Here is a 15,293-nt window from a genome sequence, read left to right on the forward strand (position 1 = left end):
CGGGCGTCGTCGATCACCAGCGGGTGCTCAGCGTCAGGCCGAAGGTCCGCGGATCACCGATCGTGGTCACCGGCAGGGTCGACTGCTTGACGGCGTAGTTGCTGATGTTGCGCACATAGGCGCTGAGGCTCCACGGGCCGTCGGCCGGGGTGTAGCTGGCGTTCAGCCCGCCCTGCGTATAGGCCGGCTGCCAGCCGTACTTCGAGGCGTCCTGCACCGGGTGGACCCAATAGCCGCCGCTGTAGAAGACCTCGCCGCCCACGGCCAGCGAAGCGCCCGAGGCGAATTCGAAGCTGTGGCGATAGGTCAGGGTACCGGCGAAGTTCGGCGAGTGCGGCTGCACCGCGCCGGCCACGTCGAAGAACAGCAGGGCGTCGGTGCCCTGGTCGTTGTAGCCGATCCAGCAACCGGCCGTGGTCGGCGCCCCGACGGTCGCGCAGGTCCCCTGGCTCTTGTCGAACTTGGCCTTCAGCCAGGTGGCGTTCAGGCCCACGGTGTCGACCCGCGTCAGGTTGAACCGCACCTGGGTCTCCAAGCCAATGGCATGAGCGTCGAGGTTGAAGGTCGGCACGGTGCAGGACGGTCGCGCGTCGTTGGGCGTGCAGGCCGAACCGCCGGTCGACGGCACGAAGCCGTGGTAGGTGTCGATGTTCTGATAGCCGTCCTGCTTGTAGTAGAAGAGGTCGGCGTTGACCTGCAGGCGGTTGTCGAGGAAGCGGTTCTTCGAGCCCAGCTCGAAGGCCGTGTTGACCTCGCTCTCGTAGGTGTAGGGCTTGGTCGTGGTGGTGTCGTAGCCGGTCAGGCCGCCGGGACGGTAGCCGGTCGAGACGGTCAGATAGGCCATGGAGGTCGGCGAGACGTCGAACTCGCCGCCCAGCCGATAGTCGAAATGGTGCAGGTCGCGGGAATAGTTGGTGGCGATCCCGGCCGGCTTCAGCTCACGGGTGTCGTAGCTCTGGCGGCCGCCGACGATGACGCGCAGGCGTTCGCTCACCGGATAGGTCAGCTCGCCGAACAGGGCGTTGGTGGTGGTGGCCGCGATGGTCCCGCCGACGATGCCGGAGGGCACGTTGCCCGAGGTGTTGTTGTAGGTCCCGCGCCGGTAGTCGAAGTGGTAGTAGCCCAGGTTCCACAGGATCTCGGCCCCCGGCGCGTTGTGCAAACGGGCCTCGGTCGAGAACTGATGGAACGGCGCGAACTGGTAGTACTGGTAGCAGGTGTGGTCGCCGCCCGTGATCCAGGGCGGACCGCCGGCGTAGCAGTCGGTCTCCTTGCCGGTCACCTTGGTGTAGGACGAGGTGACGTCGAACACGCCCCAGTCGGAGATCCGGTAGTCCAGATTGGCCGTCAGGGTCTGCTGCTTGATGTCGGCCTTGTTGTCCGACGAGGTGGTGTTGGTCGAACTGTCGCCCATGTCCCAGGGATTGGAGGCGTCGTTGATGCTGTCGCCGCTGTAGGGCGCGACCTTGGACATCACATAGGGCTCGACGCCGGGACCCGTGCCGCCGATGTGGTCGTACTGGTAGGCGAGCTTCAGGGTCAGGTCGTCGGTCGGCTCGGCCAGGAACTTCAGGCGCACCGACTGACCCACGGCGTTGGCGCCGATCGGCTTGAGATAGGCGTCGCGATGGATGGCGGCCGCCGAGATCCGCAGGGCGGCCTTGTCGCCGAGCGCCAGGTTCTGGGCCGCCTCGCCGCGCACCAGGCCGTAGTTGCCGACGCTCAGCGAGGCCGCCCCCGAGGCGTCGTTCAGGATCGGATCCTTGGTGATGACATTGACCACGCCGCCGTCGGCGTTGGGTCCGTAGCGGGTGCTCTGCGGCCCCGGCAGCACCTCCACACGGTCGACGTCGAAGAAGCCGACGATCGAGGACTGCGACAGGATGCTGTAGACCCCGTCGAACTCCAGGGCGACCGAGCCCTGGGTGGTGCCCGACGGCATGTCGCCGCCCTGCCCCCGGATGTCGATCGAGAAGCCGCCGGGCTGGGCCGTGACCTGGACGCTGGGCGTCGAGGCGAAGGCCTGCGAGACGTTGCTCGCCGCCTGACGGCGCAGTTCGTCGCCGCCCACCACCTGCACGGCGGCCGAGACCTTCTGCATGTTCTGGGTCTGGCGGGCGGCGGTGACGATCACCTCGGCCAGCTCGGCGCCGCCTTCGACCGCGTCACCGGTGGCGGAGGTCTGCTGGGCCGGAGCGGCGGCGGGCCGGGCGGCTTCCCGCAGGATGATCACCGAGCCGTTGTCGGCGGCGATCTCGAGATTGGTGGCGGCCAGGAAGGTCTTCAGCGCCGCGCGGGCGTCCTGGCGGCCCTTCACCGCCGGGGTCGAGACGCCCTTCAGGCGGCCGGCGGGGGCGATGATCTGGACGCCCGCCTGACGCGCGAACAGCGGGATGGCGTCGGACGCCGGTCCGGCCGGCACGTCGAACGTCCGCTCCTGCGCCGCCGCGCCGGTCGCCGCCAGCATGACCGCCAGCGAGACCCCACAGAAAATGCTCGGATAGCGCTTCATCGTTTCCCCTCGTTCTTGGGCGCTTGCCCGTTTGTTTGAGGGTTAGATGCGTCAGGCGGCGAGTTCCCCCCGAACGCCGCCCGGAAATTTTCCGAAACCTGGGATCGGCGCGTCAAAAGCGTTTGGCGGCGGACGGATCACGCCTCCCCGTCCGTCACTTTCGGCGACCATTTGGGGCGCAGCAGCACGACCGACGTCGTAGCCCCCAGCACCAGGAACACCACGATCACCAGCATCGGCAGCTGATAGCCGCCGCTGACGTGAAGCAGCCAGCCGGAGATGGCCGCCGCCGCGCCGCCGGACAGTCCCGCGGCGACGTGCTGGACGCCGACGATCATGCCGATGGCCGGCCGTGGAATAAGCGTGACCTTGGTGAGCGCGAGGTTGTTGGCGCTGGCGAGGCCAAGACACGACAGCGAGAAGATGTTCCAGAACAGGGCCGCGCCCAGGCTGTGGGCGTAGGCGCCGAACAAGACTGTCGTCGCGCCGATGAAGCCGGCGACGATGAACACCTTGCGCGTCACCACCGGGTCTCCGCCCCGGTCGATGATGCGGTCGGCCGCCCAGCCCGCGACGACGGCGACGATCGCGATGCCGGCGAAGCTGAAGAAGGTGTAGAGCCCCGAATTGGTCAGCGACAACCCGCGCTGCTCGACCAGGTAGGACGGCATCCAGGTCATGCAGAAGAAGACGAAGTAGCTGTAGCAGAAGTTGACGATGATCCCGCCCCAGACCACCGGCGAGGTGATGATGCGCCCGAACGGCACCGAGGCGGCCCGCCGCCGGGCCTCGGCGCGCTGGTCCTTGCGCGGGAAGTCGTTCTGCACGCGCATCATCCAGGGAACGAGCCACACGAGGCCGCACGCCCCGGTGATGACGAACATCAGCCGCCAGTCCGAGGCCGTGATCAGCCAGGCGCCCATCGGCGCGCCGATGGCCGTTCCGACCTTGTTGCCGAACGAGAACACGCCCAGCGCCGCGCCGGTGTGGCGCTCAGGCACGTTGTGGCGGATCCAGCGGTAGCTGGCCGGCATCACGACCCCCTCGGCCGCCCCGACCAGCGAGCGCATGATCACGATGCCCAGCAAGGCCGGCATGGCGCCGGTCGCCGCCGTGGCCAGACACCAGAGCGCGAAGCAGATGGCGTAGGGGATCTTCGCGCCATAGCGGTCGACCACCCAGCCCAGGGGCATCAGGGCGGCCGCATAGGCCCAGAAGAACGCAGCCCCGACCCAGCCCCGGCCGACGGACGTCATGCCGAAGTGACGGACGAAGTCCTTGTTGGCCAGCGCCGCGGAAATGCTCGACCGGTCGGCATAGGCGATCAGCACGCCGACCGAGAGCAGCAGCAGGATGCCCCAGTGCTTGGCGCGCGGCGGCGCCTTTTCGGTCGGCGCGCTCAGGGAAACGGCCTCGGTCATCAGCGTTCGCCTTCGCGTGTGTCGATCAGCATCATCGCGCCGCCGGTATGCGAGATCGGGGCGTGATAGAGGCTGGTGACGATGTCGCCGCCCGCGGCCGCGCCGCGCATGGCCAGCCAGGTCATCAGCTCCAGCCCCTGGGCGCCGGCCAGATCGACGATCTCGTCATTGGTGAATTGGGTCAGGGCTTGCGGGTCGTGCTCGATCTTCTCGAGGGTCAGCCGGTCGAAGTCCTGGTTGATCTTGCCGCTGACGCCGAGCTCGTGGCTCAGCCCGCCGCTGCCGACCAGAAGGACCCGGCGATCGCCGGGGAAGGAGCGAATGGCCCGACCGATCGCCTGCCCCAGCTTGTAGCAGCGGGCGGGCGTCGGCAGCGGCGGCAGGACGCCGTTGATCATGATCGGGATCGTGGCGACGGGGATGTCGCCGTGCCCCGCGCCGTCGGCCGGAAAAAGCAGGTCCAGGGCGGTGATGCCGGCGTGATCGAAGATCATCTCCTGGCAGGTGGCGACATCGAACTCGTCGGCCATCAGCGATCCGACGATGTGCCAGGCGAGTTCCGCGTCGCCGCGGAAGGTCCTCGGCTCGGGAGGGCCCCACCCCTCGTCGGCGTTGCGATAGTCGTGCGCCACCCCGATCGCGAAGGTCGGCATGTTGTCGAGGAAGAAGTTGAGGCCATGATCGTTGTAGAAGACGATCACGACGTCGGGCCTGGCCTCGTCCAGCCACGCATGGACCCTGCCGAAGCTGGCGAAGAACGGCGCGAACGGCACCTCGGCCTGCTTGTTGGCCGCGATCGCCCGGCCGATCATCGGCACGTGGCTGGTGCCCAGTCCTCCAATGACGACGCCCATCAGCGGGCTCCCTGCGGCTTGGGAACCCTGTCGAGCTTGGCCAGGAAGTACATGTTCCCTCCCGCCGCGAACAACCGCTTCTTGTCCCGCGACCGCACCGCCGCGACTTCCTCGTCGTTGAGGCCGAACCGCGCGCAGTAGCCGTCCGGATCGGCGATGAAGGCGGCGCGGCTTTCCGCCGAATTGAGCGTGAAGCACATGCGGTTGAGCGCGTAGCCCTTCAGCGCGGCCTGGGGATGGAACTTGCCGGGTTGGACATCTGTCATGGTCGATCTCGATTGGGTTGAAGGTCGCTCCGGGGTCGTCATCCGCCGCTGGCCCTGGAGGCGTTGACCATCTTGAGCGCGCCGTCGACGAAGCCGCCCGCCGCGCAGCCGCGCTTGGCCATGCTCGCCGTCACCGGATAGCTGTTGGAGGGATAGTCCTCGTCGGGCACGACGTAGTGGACAGGCCCGTAGCCCAGCGACACGAGCATGGTGCTGGCGGGCCGGGGCGCTCCCTGCTTCACCCTGACCCACAGCGGCGGCATCACGTTCGCGTCGCTGTGGACGATCGTGAAGTCGCCGAGCTGAATGGTTCCGAACCGCAGCGGCACGGGCGCGATGTCGGTGTCGGTGAACACGCATCGGGGCAGCTTCGAGTCCGGCGCATCGGAGCAGGCGCCCGGATTGTTGAGCGGGAACGTCGACTTGCCCGGACACATCAGGACTTCGAGCGAGCCGGAGATCGTCAGCTTGTCCGAGGTCTTGATCCTGAGCGCGGTCGCCACGACCTCCTCGCCCAGCACGGTCGCCACCGCGCCCTTGACCGCGTTCGGCTCGGGCGGCGACAGCCCCGCCCCCTTGCGCCCGGGGTTCATGGCGATCCCCATCGGCGCGCCGACCGTGTACATCGCCACGACCTTGTCGCCGAAGCGCTGCTCGACGTAGCGCTCGACCATGCCGACCATGTCGGCGCTGACCTTCGAGCGCTTGCCGCCGCCCAGCCCCGGCACGCCGGGTCCCGGGCCGTTGCTGACCATCAGGGCGATGGGCTCGCCTTGCAGGGTTTCGACCTTGAACACGCCGATCGAAGCGTCCGTGCTCTGGGTCCGGCCGCTTTCGGCCGCCCCCTCGGCGCCTGGGCCGCCTTCATTGCGCCCGGCCAGCCTGAAAACGCCGTTGGCGTAGCCGGCCCGCGCCGGCTGGCGGTTGGCGATCGCCTGCTTCACCGACGCGACGATGGCGTCGGTGGTCATGCGGGTGATCTTCTCGGATCCCGGCAGGATGATGCCGACGGGATTGTTGTCCATCCGCACCGTGTCGTGGGTGTGGGTGACGGCCAGCAGGATGTTCTCCGGCGGCGCGCCGGAGGCCTTGGCGATACGCGCCATCGTGTCTTCGAAGATGTCGGGCGCGAACATCGGCAGGTCGCCGACCACCAGCACGGCGCGCTTGCCGCCCGAGTCCAGCACCACGGTCCGGACATGGAGCCGGCTCTCGATGGCTTCGAACGGCTTGGGCAGGTCTTCGACGGCGGGGGTGATGTCGATCCGCGCCGCCCCAGCCAGGAGCGAGCCGTTCGCGGGCGGGGCGGCCGTCGGCGGAGGGCTCGCCCCGGACTGGGCCGGCGCGATCGTCGGCGCGACGACGGCCGCGGCGATGGCCAGGGGCGCGATCAGCGTCGTCGCAAGCAACGCCAGGCGGGAGATTCTACGATCCATGGTCTCGTACTTTCCAGGAGCTTGTTGCTGTCGCGATGATCAGAACTTGAGACGGACGCCCGTCGTGTAGTAGCGGCCGACCAGGTCGTCCGACTGCAGGTAGGCCCCGAACCGCCCGGCGTCGGCCGATGAGTTGATCGCGATCGGCGGAGACTTGTCGAAGAGGTTCTGGATATTGAAGAAGAACTCGGGCCTGGCGCCCTGGATCTCGGGCGAAAAGGCGAGATTGAGGTTGGCCGTCCAGAAGGCCGAAATCTTGGGCTCGTCATAGACCAGCGTCTTGTCCGCGTTCCACCCGAGGGCGCTGCGCCAGCGGGTCGACACCGTCGCCTTGAACTGGTCGGTCAGCGCATAGCTGGCGAAGCTGGTCACGCGCCATTTCGGAGACGCGCCCAGGCCTCCGGCCGGGGCGTAGGCGTAGCCCGCCATGTCGACGACCCCGATGCTCGGCGTGTCCTGGCGCAAGACTGGCTGGTAGGTGGTCAGCACCCGAAGGGAGAGCGGCCGCCCCAGGAGCCGGGTCGCGTAGCTCGACTCGAGGTCCACGCCCCTGGTGTAGATCTCCGCGGCGTTGACCGAGCGGGTGTAGAAGTAGGTCGCGTTGTTCGCCGTGCTGGTGTCGGTATAGCCGTTGGGCCGGACGATCAGATCACAGAGCGAGGATGTTCCCCCGCTGGCGATGCAGAGCTTCTGCACGGTCACGTTCGCCCCGTTCAGGGCGGTGATCGCGTCCTTGATCTTGATGGCGTAGAAATCGACGGAGACGCTGGCGCCGGTCAGCCAGCCAGGCCGATAGACCACGCCCGCGGTCAGGGTGTTGCCGATCTCCGGCTTCAAATCCGGATTGCCGCCGCCCTGATTGGGCGCATTGACCAGGGTCGCGCCGGTGAGCTGGTCGATGACCGTGGAGCGGCTGACCGTGCCGGGGCCGTAGAGGTTGTTGAGGTTGGGCGCCCTGAAATCGCGCGAGCGGGTCGCGCGGATCGTCAGCTCGTCATTGACCCGCCAGACGCCGCCGACCTTCCAGGTCCATGCGCCGCCGAAGCTGTCGTAGTTGGCGTAACGGCCGGCCAGATTGACGCTCAGGTCCTGCGCCAGCCGCACGTCCTTCAGCAGCGGGAGCTCGACCTCCAGCGCCGCCTCCTGGACGGTCTGATGCACCAGCGGCGTGACGCCGAAGGTGACCTGGTGAAGATTGGTCGTGCCCTGGGTGCAGTTGTAGAGGATGCCGGTGCAGTCAGCCTTGTCCTCCGGCGGGACCTCGCTGGTCGCCGACAGGCCGACGCGGCGCCACTCACCCGACAGCGCGACATTCACCGGCCCCGCCCAGGTGTCGAAAGGCGAACCGGTGATGGATCCGGTGATGTCGGCGATCGTCCCCTTGGCCTTGCCGACGGTCCTGTCGGTCAGATACGCGACCGACTGCGCCGAGGCCGCATTCGGGCCGAAGGGATTGAACGGCGCGCAAGCCGCGTCGTCGTTGGTGGTGATGGCGTCGGCGTTGATCCGGCACACGATGTTCCCGCCGACCGAGACGGAGTCGAGCGCGGCCGCCAGGTGCTGCAGGTTTATGTTGCGTTCCGTGGTCCACTTCTGGGTCGACGCGCCGTGCGCCGCGCCCAATTCCCAGATGTAGTTGCCGAGCTTTCCCCTGAGCCCACCGTTCACGAAGTAGCTGCCGAGGTCGAAGACCTTGGTGTGCGGGCCAAGCTGCGGGCCGAGCTGCTTGCTTAAGGTGAAGGTGGTCGTGGCCGTTCCATACTGGTAGGCGGCCGGCAGGAAGGGGTTCTGCGAACGCAGCGTGACATTGCTCATGGTGAGCGTGGTGTCGTTGTACGCGTTGCGGTTCTTCGCGCCGAACCCTTCCAGGTAGACGTGCAGCGTGTCGGTCAGGTCGTAGTCGAACCGCGCGAACGCCCGCTTGGCGCGCAGGGCTCCTTTCAGCGAGCTGTCGTTGTTGTAGGCGCCGTCGCCGCCAATCTGGAAACCCGAGGTGCCGGTGGCGGCCCCGTTCTGAAAGGCCGACAGGACCCCATTGGATGAGAAGGTCTGACCGGCCAGCGGGCCCGACCGGATCAGGCCGCCGCTCGTCAAAGAGGCGTTGTGGACGTTCGAATAGAGCTTGAACGGGTTGGCGGCCGAACCCGGCGTCGCGGTCGAGCCGGCGACGCCGCCCTCGATCTGCCAGAGCTGCCCCAGGTCGCGGCTGAACATGTCGAGAATGCCGGGATCGTCATTGTATTCGAGACTGGCTTCGACATGGCCGCGCCCGTCGAACAGGGTCGTTCCCGCGGCGACGCCGATGTCGGTCGTCCGATCGTCGCCGCGCGCCGAAACGCCGCGCTGGGCCTTGACCGACAGGCCGTTGAACTTGGAGTCGGTGACGAAGTTCACGACCCCCGATATGGCGTCGGAACCGTAGACCGCGGAGACGCCGCCGGTGACCACGTCGACCCGCTGCAGCAGCATCTGCGGGAACATGTCGATCGTCACCAGGCCCGTGTCGGTGCTGGGCTGGAGTCGCTTGCCGTCGAACAGTGTGAGCGTGCGATAGAGGCCGAGGCTGCGGATATTGGGGGCGTTGGCCGCGCCGTTGGGCCCGCCGTTGCCGCCGCCGGTGCCGCTGTTCTGGCCCATCGAGTTTTGGAACACCGGCAGCTGCTGCAGGGCGGCTGCGACGGACGTCGGGGTCGACGCCAGCAGCTGCTGGGTGCTGACGACCGTCAACGGCGTGGGACTGTTGTCGCCGTTGGTCGGAATACGCGAACCGGTGACGACCACTTCACTCACGGTGGCGCTGGCGTCCGCCGAGGTCTGCGCATGCGCAGGCAACGCCAGAGCGGACACGCTGGCGCTAAGCAGCAAGCCCTTCGAAAGCCGATGGCTCATTGGCACGTTCACTCCCCTGTCGATTGTTTTATTTGTCCGCACTGTCACGCAGGCGGCTGCGTGCGTGCATATTTGTTTTTGTCGTTATTATATAATTTTCACGCAGATTGCGGACATGGCGGATCGCTGTCGGGCCCGCGCGTCTCGCGACCCTGCCCGTGGCGCAGGTAGAGGAAGGCGGCCCTCATCCGGGCCGGCGGTCGGCTTGCTGGAGGCCAAGCCTAGGTGGTATTTAGATCGGCAATCCTGGCCCAAACCGCCGGTGGCCGCTGGATCGATGACGGACGATGAACCCGAGGGACGTGCATGATCGCTGCGCCTCGATCAGCTTCAGGCAGCTGAGGCTGTTCGTCGCCGTGGGACATCACGGCGGCATACAGCGCGCCGCGCACGCCTGCGGCGTTTCCCAGCCCGCCGCGACCCAGGCGCTTTCGCAGCTTCAGGACAAGGTGGCGGCGACCCTGCTGGAACGCGGCCCGAGCGGCATGACCTTGACCCCGCTCGGCAGGCTGTTTCACGCCCGGGTCGACCGGATCTGCGCCCAACTGGACGAGGTGATCGCCGATCTTGGTCCGGCCGACCACAAGGCCGTGGAGCATCGCCTGACCCCCGCCCAGGTGAGGACCCTGTCGGGCGTGCTCGAGACCGGGTCTCTCGAGCGGGCGGCGCTCGCCAGCGGCGTGACGCGGGAGGGACTGCGTCGATCGGCCGGCGTCCTGGAAAAGCTGACCGGACCGCTTTTCGTCCGCACGCCGGACGGGACCCGCTTCACCCCGCGGGCCCAGGCGTTCGCCGAACGCCTTCGCGCCCTCCTGGAGGATCTGGCGATCGGGATCCGCGAACTGCACGCACAGCAGACCAACGCCGAGACATCCATCGTCGTCGGCGCCGCCCAGGCGTTCGGCAACCGCTTCCTGGCGCGCGTCCTGGCCGAACTGGCGACGCGGCATGCCGGCGCGCGCATTACGGTGCTTCGCGAGGGCCCAGTCGAATTGGTGGAAAGGCTGCGCGCGGGTGAGGTCGACCTCGTCGTCGGCGACATCGAGGCAATCGCGCGCGACCAGATCAAGGAGCGGCTGGTCAGCACGCCCTATTTCGTGTTCGGACGGCCTGGACACCCCTTGAGCGGCTCGGAAACCGCCACGCTCGACCAGTTGATCGCCTATGACTGGGTGGGGGGAACGCCGGGGTCGGCGCGCGAGACCGCGCGCGAGGCGCTGTTCGCCGGCATGTCCCCGCCTCAGGTCGCCTTCGCCGCCTCCGAGGGGGCCATCGTCGGCCACTTCGTCGCCGGCAGCGACCGGCTGGCGCTGATGACCGAGCACGAAAGCCGTTGCGGCGGCCTGGCGCTTGCGAAGATGCCGTTCTTTCCGGTCGAGGCAGGCCTCGGGATCGACGTCGTCAGCCGGGCGGATCGCGCGCCCACGCAACTGCATCTCGAACTGGTCGATCTGCTGCGGGCTCATTTGAATGTGGATGCGCCCGAGTCGATCGGCGGCGCGTCACGACGGGTCGCCTAGTCGCAGGCATCGAAGCGTCGCCCTGGTCCCCGGGCCTAGAGGCGCCTACCCGCGCGCACGAGCGTCTAGTGCCGCGGAGGCTCAAGGAACGTCAGCAGCACGATCCCGACCAGCGCCATCAGGGCCAACGGGGTCATCGCGGCGACGACCGATCCCGCGCTGTCGCCCGCCTGCAGGAGTTGTCCGCCGACCAGGGGACCGACGACGGCGCCCATCCGCCCCCAGGCGACGGCCGCGCCGGATCCCCTGCCCCGCGCCGGCGCCGGATAGTAGGAGGCGGCCGCCCCGTAGAGGGCGTAGTTGGCGCCCAGCACGAAGAAGCCGACCGCGCCGCTCAGGGCCAGCACCGCGGCCAGGCCGTCGGCCCGGGCCAGCAGCATCAGGCTCGCGGTCAGGCCGACATAGCCGGCGATCATCGGCCAGCGCAGGCCGAAGCGGTCAACCAGCCGTCCCAGGATCAGGGCGCCGACGACGCTGGCGAAGTTGAAACAGGCCGAGGCCAGGCTGGCCTGGGGCGCGAAGCCCTTGGCGATGACCAGGGTCGGCAGCCAATTGAGCACCAGATAGAGGATCAGCAGGGTCGGAAAGAACACCAGCCACAGCAGCAGCGAGGGCAAGGCCCGGCGCTCGCCGAACAGGGCGGCGCGGTTCACGATCATGTAAGCGATGATCACCGTCGGCAGGGTCGCCAGCCAGGGCGCCAGGCCGCGCAGCGATCCCAGGCCCGGAAGGCCGCCGAGCCACAGCAGGGCCAGGTAAGACAAGCCGTAGAGCGGGATCAGGCCCAGCCACGTCCAAGCCGCGCCGCCGGAGGACGACGAGGCGGGCCGCGCGGTCTCCTTCATCAGCACCAGGATCAGCGGGGCCAGCAGCAGCGGCGCCAGACCGCCGATCAGGAAAAGGTGCCGCCAGTCGAGGCTTGGGTTCAGCCAGCTGACCAGGGCCACCAGCCCGCCGCCCAACGGCATGCCGCAGAACATCATCGTGCCGGTCGAGCCGCGCTTGCCGGCCGGCGCCACCTCGGCGGCCAGGGCCATGATGTTGGGCAGGGCCGCGCCGAAGCCCAGCCCCGCGCCCAGCCGCGCGGCGAACAGCATCGAGAAGTCGTGGGCGAACATGGTCAGCAGGGTGAAGCCGCCGAAGCCGAGCACGGCCCCCATCAGCACGGCCTTGCGCCCCAGGCGGTCGGCCAGCCAGCCGCCGAGCACCGCGCCCAGCACCAGGCCGATATTGCTGGCGGCCAGGGCCTCGCCCAGCACGGCCTTGGCCAGATGCAGCTCGGGTCCCAGCTTCGGCGCGGCCACGCCCATGGCCTGGATGTCGAAGCCTTCGAGCACGGCGACGAGGAAGCACAGCAGGACGGTCAGCGCCCCGCTTTCCATGGCCGGCCGGCGCACGGCCTGCGATCCCGTGGTCATCGTTTCCTCCCGGCCCTTGGCGGGCGCTTGGCCTTTATCACAGCGTTTTCCGGACCCGTCAGGCGACCTTGAAGACGCCCAGTTCCACCCGGCGCGGCCGTCGCGCGCCAGCGCTGACGAAGACGCTTTCGGTCAGCCACAGATACGGCCCCGGCCCGACCTCGAAGACCGGCGTGGCGCGGAAATAGTAGAGCGACGGATCCACGTCCTCACCGGCGGTCAGGCGGCGCACGACGTCTGCGTCGGCCCGGCGCACGCCGGTATTGATGATGCCGATCGTCGCTCCGTCGCTCATCCGCACGGTGTAGCGGGCCTGCAGCAGGGTGACGCCGTCGGGCCGGATCGTCTGCCAGTCGGCCCCGCCCGGCAGCACTTCGCCCGACAGGCCCGGACCGGTCAGGCTGCCGCCGGTGATCGGGATCACCCGTCGCCGGCCGCCGCCGACCTCGCCCAGTTCCTGGGCCGGTCCCACCTCGACGGCGAGGTCGAAGACGTGTGTGAGCGCCGGCGGCAGGTTCGCCGCGACGGCCTGGGTCGCGCCCGCCAGGCCAGCGGCGGCGACGCCGAGACCCAGCCCGCGCCGGCTGATGGGCGGAGGGCTCATGCGGGGGTCCTTTCCAGGATCAGGGCCTTGAGAACGGCCTTCTGGATCTTGCCCGAGCCGGTGCGCGGCAGGCTGTCGACGATCGTCGTGGCCTTGGGCAGCTTGTAGCGGGCCAGGCGAAGCTCCAGGTGCGCGACGACGCCGGCATGGCTGACGACGGCGCCCGCCCTCGGCACGAGGATCAGGTGTCCCACCTCGCCCCAGCGGGGATCGGGCAGGCCCAGCACCGCGCATTCGGCGATGCCGGGATGGTCGGCCAGGGCCGCCTCGATCTCGGCCGGATAGACGTTCTCGCCGCCCGAGATGAACATGTCCTTCTTGCGGTCGACCAGCCAGTGGAAGCCGTCTGCGTCGGCGCGGGCGATGTCGCCGGTGCGGAACCAGCCGTCGGCGGTGAAGGCCGCCGCCGTGTCGTCCGGACGCCGCCAGTAGCCGGCAAAGACGTTGTCGCCCTTCAGCAACAGTTCGCCGGGCTGGTCGTCCGGGCAGTCGCGGCCGGCGGCGTCGACAATGCGGCTGCGCACGCCCGGCAAGGCCACGCCCACCGAGCCGGCACGGGCGTCGATTTGGGCCGGATCGACCGGCATGCCGAACACCGTGCCGGTCTCGCTCATGCCAAAGCCGTCGACCACCGGCACGCCGATCGCCAGCCAGGCGCGGATGTCGGCGGCCGCGTGCGGCGCCCCGCCGGTGAAGATCGCGGTCAGGCCGGCCAGGCGGTCGGGGGCCAGGTCCGGGTGCAGACGCAGGGCCTGGGCCATCTGCGGCACGCAGAAATAATGGCTGACGCTTAAGGCCGGATCGGACAATCGCGCCAGGGTGCGGGCCGGCTCGAACCCGTCCGAGACCAGGATCGTCCCGCCGTGCAGCAAGGGCGGCCGCACCGTGGTGACCAGGCCCAGAACGTGGAACATCGGCGCGTCGATCAGGAAGGCGCTCTGGTGCGTCACCTGTCCCAGGCGCCCGAAATTGACCGCCGTGTGGTCGAGATTGCGCTCGGACAGCACCACGCCCTTGGGACGGCCGGAGGTGCCCGAGGTGTAGAGGATCAGCGACGGCCGGTCGCGATCGAACGGCGCGGCTTCAAACGGATCGGCGGCGGCGATCTCGGCGGCCAGGCGGTCTAGGGAGAGGCCCTCCAGCCCGACGCGGTCGAGCTCCTGGTCGCCGACCACCAGCTTGGGATCGGCGTCCTCGACCAGGGCCAGGATTTCGGGCGGGCTCAGCCGCCAGTTCAGCGGCGCATACACAGCCCCGATCCGGGCGCAGGCCAGGTGCAGGATCACGAGCTCGACGCGGTTGCGGGCCAGGCTGACGACCCGCTCGCCGAGCGCCACGCCGCGCTCGACCAGCACGCGGGCGCAGGCGGCGACGTCGGCGTCGAGCTCAGCGTAGATCCAGCGCCGCCCGCTGGCCAGGTCTACGGCCGCAAGACGCGTGGGCTGGAGCCTGGCCTGCAGGCCGACATGGTCGATGGGGCCGCTCATGGAACCCTCCCCTTTTCGCCGTTTCCTCCCTGCCCCGTCTCAGCTCTGCTTGGCCAGATCGTAGGCGCCCAGTCCGGGCTTGTAGGTCTTGTCGTCGATGAACTGCTTGATGCCCTCCTTGCGACCGTCGTTGTCGAAGGAATTGGCCGCTTCCTGGGCCCTGACCAGATAGTCCTCGGCGTTGTCGTAGGTCATTTCCTTGACCCTGCGGACCGCGTCCTTGGTCGCCTTCAGGGCCACCGGGTTCTTCTTGAGCAGCACCTCGGCGAGCTCGCGAACCCGCGTTTCAAGCTGAGCGAGCGGCACGCTTTCGTTCACCAGGCGCCACTGGGCGGCCTTCTGGCCATCGATCAGCTCGCCGGTCAGGGCGTGGTACATGGCGTCGCGCATCGGGATCAGGTCGACGACCACCTTCGTGGCCCCGCCTCCGGGCAGGATGCCCCAGTTGATCTCCGACAGGGCGAACTGGGCTTCGTCGGCGGCGATCGCCAGGTCGCAGGAATAGAGCGGGCCGTAGCCGCCGCCGAAGCACCAGCCGTTGACCATGGCGATGGTCGGCTTGTTGTACCAGCGCAGGCGCCGCCACCAGCCGTAGGACTCGCGCTGGGCCTGGCGCACCGCGCCCAGACCCTTGGCTTCGGTCTCGCGGAAATATTCCTTCAGGTCCATGCCCGCCGACCAGGCCGAGCCCTCGCCGGTCAGCACCACCACCCCGACATCGTCGCGGTATTCCAACTCGTCCAGCACCTCCATCATCCGACGGTTCAGGGTCGGGCTCATGCAGTTGCGCTTTTCAGGACGGTTGAACTTCACCCAGGCGATGCGGTTCTCGACCGTGAAGGTGGCGGTGTCGTTGACCTCGGTCATCGGGCGGTCCTTGCAAATC

General features: G+C 68.5%; 11 protein-coding genes. 1 reads left to right on the forward strand and 10 read right to left on the reverse strand.

Translation table 11 applies throughout. The features are described 5' to 3' along the window. Positions 1-13: 13 nt before the first annotated feature. The 6 genes from AC07NG_RS12160 to AC07NG_RS12185 form a co-directional block, all read right to left on the reverse strand. Positions 14-2,512, reverse strand: a complete 2,499-nt coding sequence (locus AC07NG_RS12160) for a TonB-dependent receptor (RefSeq protein ID WP_494594266.1) — start codon at positions 2,510-2,512, stop codon at positions 14-16. A gap of 137 nt (positions 2,513-2,649) precedes the next feature. Continuing rightward, positions 2,650-3,933 (reverse strand): MFS transporter, encoded by a 1,284-nt coding sequence (locus tag AC07NG_RS12165; RefSeq protein ID WP_494594267.1) that lies wholly within the window; start codon positions 3,931-3,933, stop codon positions 2,650-2,652. Continuing rightward, positions 3,933-4,787 (reverse strand): class III extradiol dioxygenase family protein, encoded by an 855-nt coding sequence (locus tag AC07NG_RS12170; protein ID WP_494594268.1) that lies wholly within the window; start codon positions 4,785-4,787, stop codon positions 3,933-3,935. Before AC07NG_RS12170 ends, AC07NG_RS12165 begins: the two co-directional genes overlap by 1 nt. Further along, entirely contained in the window at positions 4,787-5,053 is a 267-nt protein-coding gene (locus tag AC07NG_RS12175; protein WP_494594269.1) for a hypothetical protein, read from the reverse strand. The genes AC07NG_RS12170 and AC07NG_RS12175 overlap by 1 nt, the downstream gene beginning before the upstream one ends. A gap of 38 nt (positions 5,054-5,091) precedes the next feature. Further along, the gene (locus tag AC07NG_RS12180; protein ID WP_494594270.1) at positions 5,092-6,489 is read right to left on the reverse strand and encodes a hypothetical protein; all 1,398 of its coding nucleotides are present in this window, start codon (positions 6,487-6,489) and stop codon (positions 5,092-5,094) included. A gap of 39 nt (positions 6,490-6,528) precedes the next feature. Next, positions 6,529-9,378: a TonB-dependent receptor domain-containing protein gene (locus tag AC07NG_RS12185; protein WP_494594271.1), complete on the reverse strand. Its 2,850-nt coding sequence runs from the start codon at positions 9,376-9,378 to the stop codon at positions 6,529-6,531. Between the two features lie 287 nt (positions 9,379-9,665). Here AC07NG_RS12185 and AC07NG_RS12190 point away from each other — a divergent pair, with 287 nt between their 5' ends. Then, positions 9,666-10,898, forward strand: coding sequence for a LysR family transcriptional regulator (locus AC07NG_RS12190; RefSeq protein WP_494594272.1), 1,233 nt, complete (start codon positions 9,666-9,668; stop codon positions 10,896-10,898). Positions 10,899-10,963: 65 nt separating this feature from the next. Here AC07NG_RS12190 and AC07NG_RS12195 read toward each other — a convergent pair whose 3' ends face one another. From AC07NG_RS12195 to AC07NG_RS12210, 4 genes are read right to left on the reverse strand one after another with little or no spacing between them, the layout of a single operon-like run. Further along, positions 10,964-12,316: an MFS transporter gene (locus AC07NG_RS12195; RefSeq protein ID WP_494594273.1), complete on the reverse strand. Its 1,353-nt coding sequence runs from the start codon at positions 12,314-12,316 to the stop codon at positions 10,964-10,966. 58 nt (positions 12,317-12,374) lie between these two features. Continuing rightward, positions 12,375-12,920 (reverse strand): DUF3237 domain-containing protein, encoded by a 546-nt coding sequence (locus tag AC07NG_RS12200; RefSeq protein ID WP_494594274.1) that lies wholly within the window; start codon positions 12,918-12,920, stop codon positions 12,375-12,377. Continuing rightward, the gene (locus tag AC07NG_RS12205) at positions 12,917-14,407 is read right to left on the reverse strand and encodes an AMP-binding protein (protein ID WP_494594275.1); all 1,491 of its coding nucleotides are present in this window, start codon (positions 14,405-14,407) and stop codon (positions 12,917-12,919) included. Before AC07NG_RS12205 ends, AC07NG_RS12200 begins: the two co-directional genes overlap by 4 nt. A gap of 39 nt (positions 14,408-14,446) precedes the next feature. Beyond that, positions 14,447-15,274: a p-hydroxycinnamoyl CoA hydratase/lyase gene (locus AC07NG_RS12210; protein ID WP_492857055.1), complete on the reverse strand. Its 828-nt coding sequence runs from the start codon at positions 15,272-15,274 to the stop codon at positions 14,447-14,449. Positions 15,275-15,293: the final 19 nt, after the last annotated feature.

The sequence above is a fragment of the Caulobacter sp. GW821-FHT10C03 genome, from assembly GCF_059415485.1.